Origin of the sequence: Flavobacterium collinsii (genome assembly GCF_902804485.1) — a bacterium.
Lineage (GTDB): Bacteria > Bacteroidota > Bacteroidia > Flavobacteriales > Flavobacteriaceae > Flavobacterium > Flavobacterium collinsii.
In genome coordinates, this window is record NZ_CADCST010000077.1 from 15,595 (window position 1) to 32,043 (window position 16,449).

A 16,449-nucleotide genomic window follows, 5' to 3' on the forward strand; every position below is an offset into this window, starting at 1 on the left:
CAATATGCTGTAACAGCTGATGAACAACAAGTCATTTTAAGTAGATTAAAATTACAGGTTTACTAAAAAAAACACTAACTTTCTATATATTAAGTAAATAACACTGCTAAGCTGTAAAAAAATAACCTTATGACACACACCTATACAATATCGGGAATGACTTGCGATGGATGTCGCACGAAAGTAGAAAAAACATTAAATGCTGTTGAGGGAGTAAAGGCAAATGTCACTCTAGATCCCCCATTGGCAACCATTATAATGGAAAAACATATTGCGACCGAGCAACTGCAGGAAGCATTGACTGCGGTTGGAAAGTACACCATTGAAATGACCCACACGACTCATTCGCAAGAAAAAACAGCAGAGAAATTATGCTGTAGTACTGCTAACGATCATGATCATAAAAAATTAGCTGTGCCTCATAATGATGCGGGTGGAAAATACTATTGCCCGATGCATTGTGAAGGCGATAAAATGTATGATAAACCGGGAGATTGCCCTGTATGCGGAATGCATTTGGTACAAGAACCAGCCGCTGTTCAGGTTCAGCAATACACATGCTCTATGCATCCGGAAATTATAACCAATGCGCCAGGATCATGTCCTATTTGCGGGATGGATCTAGTACCAATGGAACCAAGCGAAAGCGAAGAACAAAGGATTTATAAGGGTTTGGTTAAGAAAATGAAAATAGCGGTTGTATTTACAGTTCCTATTTTCGCCATTGCCATGATAGAAATGGCACACAACAATCCTCTACTTCAACTAATGGATGCGGCTAAATGGAATTGGGTACAGCTTATTTTATCACTTCCTGTTGTCTTTTATGCCTGCTGGGTGTTTTTTTTACGAGCGTGGAAATCAATAATCACATGGAATTTAAATATGTTTACCCTTATCGGAATTGGTACAGGAGTGGCATTTTTATTTAGTTTAGTTGGAATGTTTTTTCCAGACATTTTTCCAAGTGAATTTAAGACCCAGCACGGAACAGTACTATTATACTTCGAGGCCACAACAGTTATTCTAACTTTAGTTTTGTTAGGACAATTGCTTGAAGCCAGAGCGCACAGTCAAACCAGTGGCGCTATAAAAGAATTATTAAAATTGGCTCCTACCGAAGCTACTTTGGTAATTGATGGCGGTGATAAAGTAATCTCAATCCATGATATAAAAAAAGGTGATTTATTACGGGTAAAACCCGGAGATAAAATTCCTGTGGATGGGAAAATAACCGATGGTGAAAGTACAATAGACGAATCGATGATTACAGGTGAACCAATTCCTGTAGATAAAAAAATAGGCGATATGGTGTCTTCAGGAACGATAAACGGAAACAAATCATTTATAATGATTGCCGAAAAAGTTGGTTCGGAAACCTTGCTTTCGCAAATTATACAGATGGTTAATAATGCAAGCCGTTCCAGAGCACCAATTCAAAAACTAGCCGATAGTATTGCTAAATATTTTGTACCAATTGTTGTTGTAATTTCCATTCTTACCTTTTTCATTTGGGCAAAATTTGGTCCCGAACCGGCATTGGTCTATGGGTTTATAAATGCCATTGCGGTATTAATTATTGCCTGTCCCTGTGCTTTAGGATTGGCAACGCCCATGTCTGTAATGGTAGGAGTTGGTAAAGGCGCTCAATCGGGAATTCTGATAAAAAATGCTGAGGCTTTAGAAAAAATGGATAAGGTAAATGTTCTGATTACTGATAAAACAGGAACAATTACAGAAGGGAAACCTTCGGTAGAAAAAATTATTGCATTACAATATTCAGAAGATGAACTGCTGCAATACATTGCGTCTTTAAATCAGTATAGCGAACATCCTTTGGCACAAGCAGTAGTGAAATTTGCAAAAGCTAAAAATGTCTCTTTAACGAAAGTCGATGATTTTGAAAATATTGCAGGAAAAGGAGTTATTGGAACTGCTATTGATAAAAAGATCGCATTGGGGAATAAAAAATTAATGGAGCAAGTAGGCGCAGCTATTTCTGCCACAATTGAAGAGAAAATTATTGCCGAACAAAAATTAGGAAAAACAGTTTCTTATATCGCTGTAGATAAGAACGTAGTGGGGTTTGTAACGATAACCGATGCTATAAAAGAAACCAGTGCTGCTGCTATAAAAGAATTAATGCGTCAAGGAGTTGAAGTAATTATGCTTACGGGAGATAATGTAAATACTGCCAAAGCTGTTGCCGACGAGTTGCATTTAACCTCTTTCCAAGCAGGTTGTTTACCGGAAGACAAATTAAAAGTAATAGAGAAATTACAAGCTGAAGGAAAAGTTGTTGCTATGGCAGGAGATGGTATAAACGATGCGCCAGCTTTGGCACAATCGGACATTGGCATTGCGATGGGAACAGGAACAGATGTCGCGATCGAAAGTGCCAAGATTACTTTGGTAAAAGGAGATTTGCAAGGAATTGTTAAAGCAAAAAATCTGAGCCACGCTGTAATGAGCAACATCAAGCAAAACCTATTCTTTGCTTTTATATATAATGTCTTAGGTGTACCAGTTGCTGCGGGAGTTTTATATCCGTTTTTCGGAATATTACTTTCTCCTATGATTGCTGCCCTGGCAATGAGTTTTAGCTCGGTATCTGTCATTGTCAATGCATTGCGATTGAGAAGCTTAAAACTCTAAAGAATAATAATTTATTATAAAAACAAATGACCAATCTAGGACAAATTATTCTTCAGTATAAAAACGATAACGAAAGTGTCTACAATACCTGGTTTATAGATAACAACCAACGGTTAAAGGCATTTCGGACTATAAGACGTGGTGTTTTACAAGTCATTGAGGATATTAAAAAGAAAACCTTTCCTAATGATTTTAAAGAAAGCAGTTTAGAATTTGTTCTGAGTTGCATTGCTGAACAAAAACAAATCTTTGCAGGGGTTTCCCATCCGTTTTATTGGAAACCCAAATTGCGCATTCCTGATATCTATGAAAATCAAAACAATAAATTGGCTTTCGGTCAATTCCTTGAAAATTGTATCAATGCCAAGTCTGAAGAACAGGTTGTAAAAGAAATCATAAAACTCGATGAATTAAAAATTAAAGGATTAGGACCTGCGGTTGCCAGTATTTTATATTTCATACACCCAACCTGGTTCCCTCCATTCAACACTGCTATTCTCAATGGTTTTAATTTTCTTTTTAAAGACAAAAAAAAATTGGGAAGCTGGACAGAATATCTTAAAATAAGAGAAACTTTGATGGAAACTAACACTTTGCATAAATCTCAGCTGTCAAATGATTTGGGTGCCATTGCAGGATTGTGTTTTGAAATTGGAACTCAGAAAATGCTAATCGGTAACGATGAATACTTAAGCGAGGCAGAACGTTCAAGATTCGAAAAAAACGTACACAAGCGTCAAAAAGAAATACTCGAAGAAAAACTGGAGGAAAATCTGCATAATGAGATGCAATACCATCTGCTAAAAATAGGTATTTCTCTCGGTTTCGATGTTATCCCGGCAAGCAATGATAAAAACAAATCATTTAATGGACAAAATTTCTCATTTATTTCACTGGTAAAATTCCCTGAGTTGCCTACCGACAAGGACACTAAAAACACCATCAAGCTTATTGATGTGCTCTGGTTCGAAAAAGGCACAAACAAAATTATAGGTGCCTTTGAAGTAGAAAAGAGCACTAGTATCTACTCCGGCATACTGCGCTTGTCTGACCTGTACTTTAGTATTTCAAGCGGACAGGAAGTTTTTTATATTATTATTCCCAATAACAGAGAAAAGGATGTAGTGCTTCAGCTAAATAGGCCCGTTATAAAAAACTCGAAAATGAATATAAAATATATCCTATTTTCTGAATTAAGAGCTAATTGTGATGCTATCTGTAAATTTGGAACCGACCATTCGGTAATGGAAAAAATATCAAAATCAATTTAAAATTAAAAAACTATGAAAAAAATATTTCTATTAAGCTTCATTATTATACAATCGTTATCAATTTATGCACAGGAAAAAGTTCAAATTAAGCTTACTTCTGCAAGCCCTTCAGCATCATTTCAACAAGAAATTGGAAGCTCAACAATAAAAATGGCCTATAGCAGACCCTTAGTAAGAGGACGAAAAATATTTGGGGAACTGGTGCCATTTGGCAAACTCTGGCGGACAGGTGCAAGTGACTGTACGACCATCAGTACTAATGAGGATATCACCGTAGGAAATAATATTTTAAAAACAGGAACCTACTCTATATTTTCAATTCCATCAGAAAATGAGTGGACTATCATTATAAATAGTGATATTACTTTACATGGCGAAACTGGTTATGATGAGAAAAAAGACGTTATGCGTTTTACCGTCCCCACAGAAAAAACAACTAATTTCTACGAAACTTTTACCATCGAATTAAATGACATCAATAGTAAAGGGGAAGGTTTCCTTAAAATAGAATGGGAAAATACTATGGTTAAAATACCAATGAAAAGCAAAGCTGACAAAGAAATTTTAGCCCTAATTGACAAATATATTATTAAAGAGAAAAGTCAAAATGCTACTTTATTGTTTCAGGCAGCAAATTATTATTCAACCACGGGAAGAGCAAATAACCAAACAGTATCCTGGTTAACTGAGGCTGAAAAATTGGATCCCGAAAATTTTTATTATCCCACTTTAAGACAGAAAGTATCTTTAGAACTGAAGGATTATCCCAATGCTATTGAAGCAGCAAAAAAAGCCTTAACAATTGCAGAACAGAAAAAAATGAAGGGTACTGAAAAATTAAAAAATCAGATTGAAGAGTTACAATTATTACTTAAAAGTAAATAAATAATAAGTATTACAATATCACATTGAAAACTACAGGAGCATAAAAAAATCCTTGGCATTTAAGCCGATATAGTGTTATAGTAACATTAGACTTGTTTTGTTCAGGGAAATAGATAAATCTAAATAACTTTTAAAGCTAAAAATATGAAAATGGAACACACAACACAGCAGCATTCTAAAGAGGTAGAGTCCAAAATGTACAAAAAATTAGCCATTATGATCGTATTGTCATTTATTTCTATGTACATACTAATGTATTCGATGGTCGATATTTTTGCTAATGTCATTCCCAATGTAAACCAATTTTACATGGCAGGACTAATGACTATGCCAATGCTCATAATTGAGATTATTGTAATGGGCAGTATGTATATGAATAAAAAATGGAACATAGTGTTACTTATCACAGGGTGTCTTGCCGCAATCATTTTTTTTTCCTGTATCAGACAGCAAGCAACTGTTGACGATAAACAATTCTTAAAATCAATGATACCACACCATGCAGCAGCAATCCTCATGGCTCAAGAGGCTTCTCTTCAAGATCCAGAAATAAGCCAACTTGCCCAAGATATCATAAAAGCGCAAGAAGCGGAAATTGCACAAATGAAGGCCAAATTGGATGAAATGAAAAAAAAATAACAGAATAATATTCTTTAAAAAAGCAATATGAAAAATATACTGATAATACTCGTATCTATCATGCTTCCTGTCCTGATTCATGCCCAGGATATGAAAACAATGGAAATGGATAAAAAGCCAGCGAAAGAAGAGTCAAATCCCACTACCTATACCTGTCCAATGCATCCCGATATTCATGAACCCAAACCGGGAAATTGCCCAAAGTGCGGTATGAAACTAGTGCCGGAAAAAATAAAAAAGCAAACAAAAATATCGCAGCATAAAGACATTCCCAAGAAACAAACTGACCAAGGAAATACAGCAATACAGGAGAACAATAATAGTACGATTGCTCAAAAAACACCTGGAGAAAATAACGCACAGCCACGTGTTGTTCGATATGACCTGTATATAAGAGATACAATTGTAAATTTTACAGGAAAAACAAAAAGGGCTATAGCAGTGAATGGACAAATACCCATGCCTACCCTGACCTTTACAGAAGGAGATATCGCCGAAATCTATGTTCACAATGAGCTGGATGAAGATACTTCCCTGCATTGGCATGGCTTATTCTTACCTAATCAATATGATGGTGTGCCAAACCTAACCCAAATGCCAATTAAACCCCATACCACGCATCTATATACTTTTCCCATTATTCAGCATGGCACACATTGGTACCACAGCCATACGGAACTACAAGAACAGATAGGCATGTACGGCTCTTTTATAATGAATAAAAGAACAGATGATCCAACTTTCCGTAAAGGAATCGATGATCTGCCTTCTGTTCCCATAGTATTGAGTGAATGGACAGATATGAAACCTGAAAATGTACACCGACTGCTGCACAATGCATCGGACTGGTTTGCTATTAAAAAGGGGACCACACAAAGTTATGCTGAAGCTATAAAGCAAGGGTATTTTAAGGACAAAATAAAAAATGAATGGAAGCGAATGAATGCGATGGATGTCAGTGATGTTTATTACGACAAATTTTTAATCAACGGAAAAAATGAAAATCAGCTTTCTCAATTTAAAGCGGGTGATAAAGTCCGACTACGGATTGCCAATGGTGGTGCATCAACCTACTTTTGGCTTACTTATGCCGGTGGGAAAATTACGGTTGTGGCCAATGATGGAAATGACGTAGAACCAGTTGAGGTCGATCGATTAATTATTGCAGTTTCTGAAACCTATGACATAATTGTAACCATTCCAGCTGACAAAACAGCTTATGAGTTTTTGGCAACACCGGAAGACCGAACAAAATCTACCTCTCTCTACATTGGCAGCGGGGTTAAGCAATTAGCGGCACCCTTGCCAAAGCTTAAATATTTCGAAGGGATGAAGATGATGAACGGTATGATGAAAATGAATGGAGATCTGGATGATATGGGCATGAGCATGAGCCTTAATAAAATGGATATGAATGTAGTAATGTATCCCGAAATCACGGGTGAAACCAAGCCTAAAACCAATACAAAGATGGATGGTATGAAAATGGATGCTGAGCAATACAATGCCAATGCGCTTTCAGATATTACAACTCTAAATTATGCAATGCTTAAATCGCCTACCAAAACAACACTTCCTGAAAATGCTCCTATTAAAGAACTAAAATTTGAACTTACCGGTAACATGAATCGATATGTCTGGAGTTTGGACAATAAGGTGGTTTCTGAAGCCGATAAAATATTAATTAAAAAAGGCGAAAATGTACGCATCGTTTTACATAATAATTCAATGATGCGCCATCCAATGCACTTGCATGGTCACGACTTCAGAGTCCTTAATGGACAAGGAGAGTATGCACCATTAAAAAATGTGATTGATATAATGCCGATGGAAACAGATACGCTGGAATTTAATGCCAACGTAGACGGGGACTGGTTTTTTCACTGCCATATTTTATACCATATGATGAGCGGAATGGGAAGGGTTTTTACCTACGAAAACCAACCTGCCAATCCTGAAATTCCAGACCCAAAATTAGCACAACGAAAACTCTTTGCAGACGACAGGAAATTTCATTTTATGGCAGAGAATGATTTTGCAACCAATGGAAATGATGGTGAAGCAATGTATCAAAGTACACGCTGGAGTATTGGAACCGAATGGAGATTAGGGTACAATGACATGCATGGTTATGAAACTGAAACACATATTGGTCGATATATTGGAAAAATGCAATGGCTAATGCCATTTATAGGATTTGACTGGAGATATCGAAAAATGGGAGAAGATGAACAAGAGAAAAATCTCTTTGGACAAAAAAACACTAAAGATAAACGTGCAGTAGTAAGTCTGGGGGTCAACTATACCCTTCCTATGTTAATAGTAGCACAGGCTGAGGTTTTCACAGATGGTAAAGTCAGACTACAGTTTGAACGTAAGGACATCCCGGTTTCTAAAAGACTGCGAATGAATTTAATGTTGAATACAGACAAGGAATATATGGCAGGGTTGCGCTATATAGTTACCAGATGGGGTTCTCTATCTTCTCACTATGATAGCGATATGGGCTTTGGTGCTGGTTTTATTTTAAATTACTAAATTTTTACCTTAAACAGTAGCATAGCGCAGTTAAAACCAAACAGGGAAGAAAACAATTCATAAAGGATACAATATATTTGATCACTCTATATATTTTTCTAAATAGCACATTTAATCCACCAGCCTTTATAGGCTGGTTTTTTTTACATCTATTACCACTTTCTTTTTGTATTGCAGCCAAGTCATCATGAAATGCTCTTAAGTGTCAATCAATAGCAAGACTTTCTTATAGGGTCTTTTTAAACTAGATATTAGGATGATAGAGAAATGGATTCATACTTGGTTTAGTGCATCGGAAAAACTTCTTTAAAATTCAGAGGAGCAGTTTTATCTCATTAAAAGGAATTGATGGAAAACTATAACAATGATTCTACTGATGACGATGAAACATTTAATGGATCGCAGACCTTGCGAAAAATATAGAAAAGCGTAAAATTTTATTTTTTATTTAAGCTAAATTTCTTCAGTATTTTATCAAAATCTGATAGTGCTTTATAATGTTCTCTCATTTCCGTTACAGTACTTACATTCCATATGCTAGGAGCATAAATATCCTTCATCTTCATGTAAAGCTCGGTTGCTGTGTGAGATTTGAGAATCTGCACATCACCACCAGCATCAACGACTATCTTTATTAGCGTTGTGTTAATGCTTCGTATTGTGAAATAGCAGATTATGAGGTAGATATAACGCATTGTTAAAGATAAAATTAATTATAATATATTGCAAATCAGATGTCATAACTAACTGTCCTTATCCAAAAAGCCCATGAAAATCAATGATTTTCATGGGCTTTTTTTATGTAGTATTCAAGTTAATATCTTCAATTCTCGCAAAAAATAACATTCCTTTTTCAAGTCCTAAGTAGGAGCAATTGTTCTGATCATATTGAATTCTTTTGCCAGATTGCATTATTCATTGCTTCCCCTTCATTTTTAAATTCAATAACCAGTATGCCTTTGTCTCATTTCAGCAGCAAAGGTAATTCCGTGTCCTTAACGCAATAGCAAGGTCAGGCCCTTCAGGTTTGACAAAAAATCTCCACCCATCCGGGTTGTATTTTTTGTCAAAGCCTTGCTATTGCTAGACACTAACCTTTTTATGCTCCCGAAACGAAACATAGCATACTCCGGCTCTTTAGACGAATAAAAAAAATGTCAGCAATGAAAAGTAAAATATTAAAAATGGATTTGATGAAACAAAACAGCACCTCCTCTCATTGCCGAATAAAATTTCAAAAAAAATTAATCACTAAAAATCGTAGAAATTATGAACATCACAGGAAGAGTGACAGCGGATGCGCAGGTACGCAACGTGTCGAACAGCAAAACAGTAGTAAATTTTTCGGTAGCCATCAACGACAGCTACAAAAACAAAGTGGGCGAACGCATAGAGCAGACAACGTATTTCGATTGCGCCTACTGGCTTAGTCCAAAAGTAGCGCAGATACTCACAAAAGGTACGGTGGTAGAACTGACAGGCAAAGTGAGCGCAAGAGCGTGGACAGGAAGTGACGGTCAACCGCACGCAGGACTGAACTTCAACACCTCGCAAATCAAACTGCACGGGAGCGGTAAAAAAGCCGAAGCGGTACAGGCTCCTACAGGAAACAATAATGACGATACAAAGGACGACCTACCATTTTAACAACGAGCATCTAAATAATTTAAAATTTTAAAATCATGGCACATAATATCAATTTTAACAGCGAAACAGGACGCTATTCATTCTTTAGTGTAAAGGAAAAAGCGTGGCACGGACTTGGGCAAATTGTAGAGCAATACCCAACAAGCGAGGAAGCTATCAAATTTGCAGGGTTAGATTACGAAGTCGTTAAAAGTCCGCTATTTACCAAAGGTTCGAGCATTATTCAAACGGCTGACAGTATCGAGATAGGCAGTAACGAATTGGAAGTCCCTAACTATTTTGCCAATATACGCACCGATAACAATGCAGTATTGGGTGTGGTCGGTAAAGACTATCATATCGTGCAGAACCGTGAAGCATTCAGTTTCTTTGATGCCATTGTAGGCGGTGGAGAGGGAATACTCTATGAAACTGCAGGAGCGTTGGGCAACGGGGAACGCATATTTATTACAGCCAAACTACCTGACTATATCCGAGTTGGAAATGGCGATGATGTAACCGAAAAATACATTTTCCTGACCACTTCGCACGATGGTAGCGGAAGTATCACAGCCGCTTTTACGCCTATCCGTATCGTATGCCAAAACACCCTTAATGCTTCATTGCGAAATATGACAAATGTAGTGCGTATCAAACACACATCGGGAGCAAAACAGCGTATTGAGAACGCTCACAAGATTATGGGTTTAGCGAACTCCTTGAGCATCCAGTTAGAGAATATTTTCAATGAATGGGCAAAAGTAAAGGTAACAGACAAGGAAGTGAGAAAGCTAATCCAATTGGCACTTTGTCCAAATAAAGAAACTTTCGATTTACTAAAAAAAGGTGCAGAAGATGAAATTTCCACCATATTCAAAAATACCGTTGAGGATGCCTTTGCGTATGCTATGACAAGCGACACACAGCAGATGGACACTACCAAAGGCACATTGTTCGGAGCATATAACGCTGTTACAGGCTACTATCAGAATGTACGCAAATACAAAGATGATGAAGCCAAGTTACAGAGCATTGTTTTGGGCGGTACTGCTCAACTCAAATCACAAAAAGCATTTGACTTGTGTACAGGCTTTGCCTTAGACGGTGCAGAAATCCTAAACCTTAATTAGATAACCATAGGCTACCGCCTTAATCGGTGGTAGCCTACTATAACAATAACTGATATGAAAGCAAAATCAATAGACGAAGCTAAAAGTATGGCTAAATCACAAAGCCTTGAAACGAAATACAAAGACGAAGCTGTATATATCATTTACTGCAATAGAACCGAGTATTTCTATATAGATACCAATAGCCTTTTAAGGACTTGGGAACAGCTTACAGGCTATTACGAAAACGGAGTTTATACCGCTGAAAACTGAACTGATAAAGTGATGAAGATAACAGATTTAAACGGTTGCCCTATTGAGGTGACCAACCTTAAAGAAGCCATTAAAATGGCAGGACAGTACAAGAAATACCGCCACGAGGACAAACGTTTCTCCGAGTTTGATAAAAGGCAAAAAGCGTATTGGACAGATATGTACGAGAAACTTAGAGCAATTAAAAAACAATTAGACGACAAATAAAATTTTAGAACGATGAACGCAAATTTTTTCAATCAGATAGCACAGTTGCAGATTATAGGTGATTTGCAACTCACCATAGCAAAAGGAGCAGAAAACAACCTAATCGTATCGGTTATGCTCCAAAACGAACAGTGCGGAGATAACGCAAAGAACATCATACCACCGCTTAATCTTCGGGGAACAGCAGAGGAACTCGACAACGGTTTTTTCGAGAACATAACCACACCCATAGAAACAGCTTCAGGCTTAATGGTCAATATGGAAAGCTTTATGAAGCAGTTGGAAGAAACCAAAAAACAGTCTGCAATGGAAAAGGACAAAGTTGACAGGCAGAAGAAAGAACTGGAAGCCAAAGACAAGAAGTTCAAAGACGCAATGGCAAAGGCAGATGAATTGGAGAAAGAGGGCAAATTCCGTGAAGCGTGGGTAAAAGTACCCGAAATAACAGAGTTCCCTGAAAAGGCTGACGAGATACGCAAACGCAAAAGAGAACTATCCGACAAGTTTTCTGCGCCAAGTCTTTTCGGAGCTATCGAGGAAGAAAAACCCGAACCCGCAAAAGCGGAAGAAGTTACTGCCGACTACCAAACAGAAACTGCACAGGAAAACTAAATGTAATAACTTAAAATTCATCATCATGTTATTAGCAACGCAATTGGAAAGAGTGTTTATACTCAAAGATAAAGGACACGATATTATATTGACCGATCCCGAACCACGTTGGAGCGTGGAAGCAGTACTAAATTTTTACGCCAACAGGTATCCCATTTTGACAACCGCCAAAATATCTGCACCCGCCATCAAGGATGATGCAGTAGAATACCGATTTGAGAGCGTAATGGGCACAAAAGGTTAAATCAAAATTTAAAGCAATGGACTATGCACAAACATATCATATCGGGAACAATAAAACCGCCCGAACAAAAACAACAAAGGCAGTTGTACAAACAGCTCAGCGAGTTCGCCCAATGGATGCAAAAATCCAAAGATGCGAGCGAGATTCAAAAAGACAAACGCAGGTCAGTGCCTGTGGAAATGTTGCCAATGGTTTTCTAAAGACTTCATTCCTGCCGAGACTGAAAGAAACGCAAACTGTACAGGCTTGCACAGAAACAGTAAAAACAGAAAAGGATTTTTATAAGTCCCTTTCCAAACTTGCAGGGCATTACAAGATAGAACCAATGCAGACCAACCAATTTGAATATCCTTACAATATGGCATTAACTATATGGGATATGGAAAAAAAGCTAAAGCAAAGTGTTCTGAATTGGCAGGAAATACGTTTGGTACAGGACAGTAATAAAACGTATTTCATCAGTGAGGAAAAATACAACACAAGTACAACCCTGTATTATATACCGATTGAACCGCTGTATCAAATGTTACACGATCCCAAGCGCAAAAGAAATGCCCAACTGCTTATTTCTGTTTGCTCTTACCTATATCACATTGCAGATGTTCCTTATTTCAGACAGGAAAACAGTTACCTGTATTGGATGTATGAAATGCACAAAGAATGGGTGGAGCAGGACGATGAAACTGAAGAAAACGAAGCGTGTAAACTTGAGTTTGAAAAATCGGAATTTATTGGAGATTGTATCGAGCAAAAGATTTTTAACCCTATGAGCTTGCAGGTATTCGGACAGCGTTTAAACACTTTTAAAAGACGTGATGCATTCGACCATGAATGTTGGCTGACAGCTTCTAATGCCTTTGCGCTGTTTACGGAATATCCGAACGCAAGCATTTTCCGAAATGCACCAATGCGGGAACAAGACCCTGATAATGACGACGACGACAATGAAACCATTGGTATGGAAAAGTATATTTCCTTTATATCGCACACAAAAGGATGGCTGTACGAGAACCTTGCCGAGAGCATCAACAATGAGTTTAACGAGTACGCAGAAATGCAGGAACCGACCATCTGCAAACGTTTTGACAAAAAAGAGGTAACGAAAAAAAGCCTTGATTTTGAGAACGGATTATTTGCGCTTTTGGACGATATGTGCAGTTTGCTTTATAACTACAAAACCACAAGAAAATGAAAAATACAACCGATATAACAAAAAGCTTTGGTACCCTGTACCATCCTAAATCCGCACTTGTTTTCTATGAAACCAGAGGAGCGAACAGCGATGTATATGTGGAGCATTTCGATATGGACAAGAACGGTAATCCTATTAATGCCCACCCACTCACAGAATGGGAAGCAAAAGTATTGGCAAGGGCATTGGTAACAGAAAAGGATAAGGACAAAGCCTTTTTAAAATCCAATGGAATACTGCCGACAAACATATTGCAGATAAATCATAATGCAGATAAAAGTTCGGTATTGTGGTACACCAAAGCACAAAGACGACAAATGTATTTTGTGAACAGTTTGGAAATACCCAACGGAATGGCTTATGCACCGCCAATGATTTGGTATGCCAACAAAAATAGTCTTACGGTATTTGCATTGGCAAGCGACCGACGACCGACAGAAAAAACGCCTTTGTATTGCGCACCATTTTTCAACATCTATGAAGATGGGAAAGTATGTATGGGTTCGGTCAATATCAATATTAAAAACTCGGCTTCGGTTGAGGAATTTACCAACGGTTGGGAAGACTACTTTTTTAATTCCTATTTCAGCCATTTATTGGGAAGAAACAGCCCAATAAATGGCAATTGTGTAAACCTTTGGAAAGACCTAATCAATTCAGATAAGTCCTTTCCTAAAGAGGTACTGAAAAAAAATAACAAAACCCTTAAAAATCTATTGTGATGAATACCGAGAAAACAAAAATACATTTTACGGATAACTACCTCATAAATCCGACTAACCCTATCACTGTAAATGTAATCGGTGCAGGAGGCACGGGTTCAAAAGTACTGACCGCCTTAATGGAAATGAACCACAGCCTGATTGAACTTGGACACGCAGGATTATCCGTTCGCCTTTGGGATGACGATGTTATCACGACTGCCAATTTGGGCAGACAGCGTTTTGCCGAGTGCGAGGTTAGCTTATTTAAATCCGTTGCCCTTATTAATCGGGCAAATCGTTTTATGGGAACTTATTGGAAAGCGGAAACGGTGAAATTTGAGAAAGATAGTTTAGGAAGACTGCCCCAAAATGCACTTGCAACTATCTATATTACTTGTGTGGACAATGTACAGGCGAGGTTTGGCGTTGCTGAAATACTTAAAGAATTATGCAACCGCAGAAATCATAGAGATACACCTAAATATTGGTTAGACTTTGGAAACAGCCAACATACAGGACAGGTCATATTATCCACTATTGGAGAAATTAAGCAACCCAATTCTGAAAAGTATGAAACGGTGGCAAGCCTGCCATTTGTTACCGAAGAATTTGGGGAATTGCTACTACAATCCGAAGAACAGGACGACACACCAAGCTGTTCCTTAGCAGAAGCCTTGGAAAAACAGGAATTATTTATCAATTCTGCCTTGGCACAAATGGGATGTTCGCTGTTGTGGAGTTTGTTCCGTTATGGCATGACCGAGTACAGGGGATTTTTCCTTAATCTTGGAAATTTTCAGTCACAACCCCTAAAAGTCGCCTGATCCAAAATCGGGCGGCAAAAAGACACTCCCTCCCAAAATGGTCGGGACAGTCTTTTTGCGTTTAAGCGGTGCAGTCATTTTAATAAAAATGCACAATGCGCCATTTTATCAAACAGACTGCGAAAATTTTATAAGGGATATGCAGTATCCCTTGTGTTATTTTAGAGGACTTCTTTTCTTTCCTTACAAGGGACCAAGGAAAAGATTCTATATTACATTCCAAATTTTTTGTTGCAAAAACACATAATCTTATTTAAGCATTTGCTTAAATAAGAAAATATCAATAAATTTGCATAATGGAAAATATTTCTTGTATCCGCCAACAAGCAGATAGCAAACAGATTGGTCGTTGTAAAACCAAAATATTGAAAATGGATGACTCATTTGATTATCTATCAAATGGACTAGAATTGGTTGGTAACAATGTAAGGTTGAAAATACTATTTCTGATATACACGGAGAAAAAACTTTGTGTTTGTGACCTTAGTGACATACTGGGAATGACAATCTCGGCAATTTCACAACATTTGAGAAAGCTTAAAGATAGGAACTTAATAGAAACTGAGAGACAAGCTCAAACAATCTTTTATTCCCTGACAAAAGAGCATGAAGAAATGCTCAAATTAATTTTCAATATGCTTAATAAAGATAAAATCACAGAAACGATATGAAAATAGAAAATAAACTTTTGGGTACTGGGATTATGACGGCAATCGCAGCCTCGATTTGTTGCATTACTCCTATACTAGCTCTAATTGCAGGTACAAGTGGAGTTGCCTCGTCTTTTTCCTGGCTAGAGCCTGCAAGACCCTACTTTATAGGTTTGACTATTTTGGTTCTCGGTTTTGCCTGGTATCAAAAAATAAAACCAAAAAAACAAATAGATTGCAATTGTGATGTAGAGAAAAAACAGACATTTATTCAAAGCAAAACCTTTCTGGCTATTGTTACTGTTTTTGCCGGACTGATGCTTGCTTTTCCTTCCTATGCACATATTTTTTATCCTGAAGCACAGAAACAAACAGTTGCAATTAATAACTCTAATACCAAAATCATTGAGTTTGGTATTAGCGGAATGACTTGCACAAGTTGTGAAGAACACGTAAACCATGAAGTGAGTAAACTATCTGGAATAATCAAAGCAACTACTTCATACGAGAAAAAAAATGCAATCGTAGAATTTGACAATTCAAAAACGAACATTACCGAAATTGAAAAGGCGATTAATGCAACAGGATATACCATAACTGAAAAAAAAGAAAAATAAAATGGAACTCATATTACAATCAATAATTACCTGTCCTAATTGCGGGAGCAAAAAAGAAGAAACGATGCCGACAAATGCTTGTCAATATTTTTACGAGTGTGAAAAGTGCAAGACTGTATTAACCCCCCTACAAGGTGACTGTTGTGTGTTTTGCAGTTTCGGAAGTGTCAAGTGTCCGCCAATTCAACAAGATGTAAAATGCTGTTAAATAAAGAAATCTATTTCTAATTATTATCTAATTTATCATATTGCAATAAGGGGCAAATCATAACTAAGATACGACCGTTTGTGAAGTTACACAATTATTCCGTTAGCAATTTGTAATATAATAGCAAAACAAAACACCCCGAAGATGAACTTCGGGGTGTAATTAAATGTGAATTTTTATAATGCAAACTTATAC

At 37.3% G+C, this 16,449-nt stretch carries 17 protein-coding genes; all 17 read left to right on the forward strand.

Annotated elements, in window-relative coordinates; translation table 11 throughout:
• The first annotated feature begins 129 nt into the window (after positions 1–129).
• The 17 genes from FLA105534_RS08865 (at position 130) to FLA105534_RS23785 (ending at position 16,254) form a co-directional block, all read left to right on the forward strand.
• Complete coding sequence (locus FLA105534_RS08865) at positions 130–2,655, forward strand: heavy metal translocating P-type ATPase (protein WP_173965726.1); 2,526 nt, start codon at positions 130–132, stop codon at positions 2,653–2,655.
• 26 nt (positions 2,656–2,681) lie between these two features.
• Positions 2,682–3,926 (forward strand): hypothetical protein, encoded by a 1,245-nt coding sequence (locus FLA105534_RS08870; RefSeq protein WP_173965728.1) that lies wholly within the window; start codon positions 2,682–2,684, stop codon positions 3,924–3,926.
• 12 nt (positions 3,927–3,938) lie between these two features.
• The gene (locus FLA105534_RS08875; protein ID WP_173965730.1) at positions 3,939–4,811 is read left to right on the forward strand and encodes a DUF2911 domain-containing protein; all 873 of its coding nucleotides are present in this window, start codon (positions 3,939–3,941) and stop codon (positions 4,809–4,811) included.
• 150 nt (positions 4,812–4,961) lie between these two features.
• The gene (locus FLA105534_RS08880) at positions 4,962–5,450 is read left to right on the forward strand and encodes a DUF305 domain-containing protein (protein ID WP_246253200.1); all 489 of its coding nucleotides are present in this window, start codon (positions 4,962–4,964) and stop codon (positions 5,448–5,450) included.
• Between the two features lie 27 nt (positions 5,451–5,477).
• Positions 5,478–7,988 carry a multicopper oxidase domain-containing protein gene (locus tag FLA105534_RS08885; protein WP_246253201.1) on the forward strand — a complete coding sequence of 837 codons (2,511 nt, stop codon included), beginning with the start codon at positions 5,478–5,480 and terminating at the stop codon, positions 7,986–7,988.
• Between the two features lie 1,269 nt (positions 7,989–9,257).
• On the forward strand, positions 9,258–9,635 hold the full coding sequence (locus FLA105534_RS08890; RefSeq protein WP_173965733.1) for a single-stranded DNA-binding protein: 378 nt from the start codon (positions 9,258–9,260) through the stop codon (positions 9,633–9,635).
• Between the two features lie 35 nt (positions 9,636–9,670).
• Positions 9,671–10,744, forward strand: coding sequence for a DUF932 domain-containing protein (locus FLA105534_RS08895; RefSeq protein WP_173965735.1), 1,074 nt, complete (start codon positions 9,671–9,673; stop codon positions 10,742–10,744).
• A 54-nt stretch (positions 10,745–10,798) separates the two neighbouring features.
• Positions 10,799–10,996, forward strand: coding sequence for a DNA-binding protein (locus FLA105534_RS08900; protein WP_173965737.1), 198 nt, complete (start codon positions 10,799–10,801; stop codon positions 10,994–10,996).
• 12 nt (positions 10,997–11,008) lie between these two features.
• The gene (locus FLA105534_RS08905) at positions 11,009–11,203 is read left to right on the forward strand and encodes a hypothetical protein (protein ID WP_173965739.1); all 195 of its coding nucleotides are present in this window, start codon (positions 11,009–11,011) and stop codon (positions 11,201–11,203) included.
• Positions 11,204–11,215: 12 nt separating this feature from the next.
• Positions 11,216–11,815 (forward strand): PRTRC system protein E, encoded by a 600-nt coding sequence (locus FLA105534_RS08910; RefSeq protein ID WP_173965740.1) that lies wholly within the window; start codon positions 11,216–11,218, stop codon positions 11,813–11,815.
• A gap of 25 nt (positions 11,816–11,840) precedes the next feature.
• On the forward strand, positions 11,841–12,059 hold the full coding sequence (locus FLA105534_RS08915) for a PRTRC system protein C (RefSeq protein ID WP_089478534.1): 219 nt from the start codon (positions 11,841–11,843) through the stop codon (positions 12,057–12,059).
• A gap of 16 nt (positions 12,060–12,075) precedes the next feature.
• A complete protein-coding gene (locus FLA105534_RS08920; RefSeq protein ID WP_173965742.1) occupies positions 12,076–13,251 on the forward strand; it encodes a hypothetical protein in 1,176 nt (391 codons plus the stop codon).
• Positions 13,248–13,973 (forward strand): PRTRC system protein B, encoded by a 726-nt coding sequence (locus FLA105534_RS08925; protein WP_173965744.1) that lies wholly within the window; start codon positions 13,248–13,250, stop codon positions 13,971–13,973. The genes FLA105534_RS08920 and FLA105534_RS08925 overlap by 4 nt, the downstream gene beginning before the upstream one ends.
• Positions 13,973–14,779 carry a PRTRC system ThiF family protein gene (locus FLA105534_RS08930; protein WP_173965746.1) on the forward strand — a complete coding sequence of 269 codons (807 nt, stop codon included), beginning with the start codon at positions 13,973–13,975 and terminating at the stop codon, positions 14,777–14,779. Before FLA105534_RS08925 ends, FLA105534_RS08930 begins: the two co-directional genes overlap by 1 nt.
• 296 nt (positions 14,780–15,075) lie before the next feature.
• Entirely contained in the window at positions 15,076–15,450 is a 375-nt protein-coding gene (locus FLA105534_RS08935) for an ArsR/SmtB family transcription factor (protein ID WP_173965747.1), read from the forward strand.
• Complete coding sequence (merTP, locus tag FLA105534_RS08940) at positions 15,447–16,046, forward strand: mercuric transport protein MerTP (protein ID WP_173965749.1); 600 nt, start codon at positions 15,447–15,449, stop codon at positions 16,044–16,046. Before FLA105534_RS08935 ends, merTP begins: the two co-directional genes overlap by 4 nt.
• A 1-nt stretch (position 16,047) precedes the next feature.
• Positions 16,048–16,254 carry a GDCCVxC domain-containing (seleno)protein gene (locus FLA105534_RS23785; protein WP_246253202.1) on the forward strand — a complete coding sequence of 69 codons (207 nt, stop codon included), beginning with the start codon at positions 16,048–16,050 and terminating at the stop codon, positions 16,252–16,254.
• Positions 16,255–16,449 lie beyond the last annotated feature (195 nt).

Excerpts from the sequence above, each read along its gene's own strand:
- FLA105534_RS08865 (WP_173965726.1), top strand. The coding sequence starts at position 130 with ATGACACACACCTATACAATATCGGGAATGACTTGCGATGGATGTCGC.
- FLA105534_RS08870 (WP_173965728.1), top strand. The coding sequence starts at position 2,682 with ATGACCAATCTAGGACAAATTATTCTTCAGTATAAAAACGATAACGAA.
- FLA105534_RS08875 (WP_173965730.1), top strand. The coding sequence starts at position 3,939 with ATGAAAAAAATATTTCTATTAAGCTTCATTATTATACAATCGTTATCA.
- FLA105534_RS08880 (WP_246253200.1), top strand. The coding sequence starts at position 4,962 with ATGGAACACACAACACAGCAGCATTCTAAAGAGGTAGAGTCCAAAATG.
- FLA105534_RS08885 (WP_246253201.1), top strand. The coding sequence starts at position 5,478 with ATGAAAAATATACTGATAATACTCGTATCTATCATGCTTCCTGTCCTG.
- FLA105534_RS08890 (WP_173965733.1), top strand. The coding sequence starts at position 9,258 with ATGAACATCACAGGAAGAGTGACAGCGGATGCGCAGGTACGCAACGTG.
- FLA105534_RS08895 (WP_173965735.1), top strand. The coding sequence starts at position 9,671 with ATGGCACATAATATCAATTTTAACAGCGAAACAGGACGCTATTCATTC.
- FLA105534_RS08900 (WP_173965737.1), top strand. The coding sequence starts at position 10,799 with ATGAAAGCAAAATCAATAGACGAAGCTAAAAGTATGGCTAAATCACAA.
- FLA105534_RS08905 (WP_173965739.1), top strand. The coding sequence starts at position 11,009 with ATGAAGATAACAGATTTAAACGGTTGCCCTATTGAGGTGACCAACCTT.
- FLA105534_RS08910 (WP_173965740.1), top strand. The coding sequence starts at position 11,216 with ATGAACGCAAATTTTTTCAATCAGATAGCACAGTTGCAGATTATAGGT.
- FLA105534_RS08915 (WP_089478534.1), top strand. The coding sequence starts at position 11,841 with ATGTTATTAGCAACGCAATTGGAAAGAGTGTTTATACTCAAAGATAAA.
- FLA105534_RS08920 (WP_173965742.1), top strand. The coding sequence starts at position 12,076 with ATGGACTATGCACAAACATATCATATCGGGAACAATAAAACCGCCCGA.
- FLA105534_RS08925 (WP_173965744.1), top strand. The coding sequence starts at position 13,248 with ATGAAAAATACAACCGATATAACAAAAAGCTTTGGTACCCTGTACCAT.
- FLA105534_RS08930 (WP_173965746.1), top strand. The coding sequence starts at position 13,973 with ATGAATACCGAGAAAACAAAAATACATTTTACGGATAACTACCTCATA.
- FLA105534_RS08935 (WP_173965747.1), top strand. The coding sequence starts at position 15,076 with ATGGAAAATATTTCTTGTATCCGCCAACAAGCAGATAGCAAACAGATT.
- merTP (WP_173965749.1), top strand. The coding sequence starts at position 15,447 with ATGAAAATAGAAAATAAACTTTTGGGTACTGGGATTATGACGGCAATC.
- FLA105534_RS23785 (WP_246253202.1), top strand. The coding sequence starts at position 16,048 with ATGGAACTCATATTACAATCAATAATTACCTGTCCTAATTGCGGGAGC.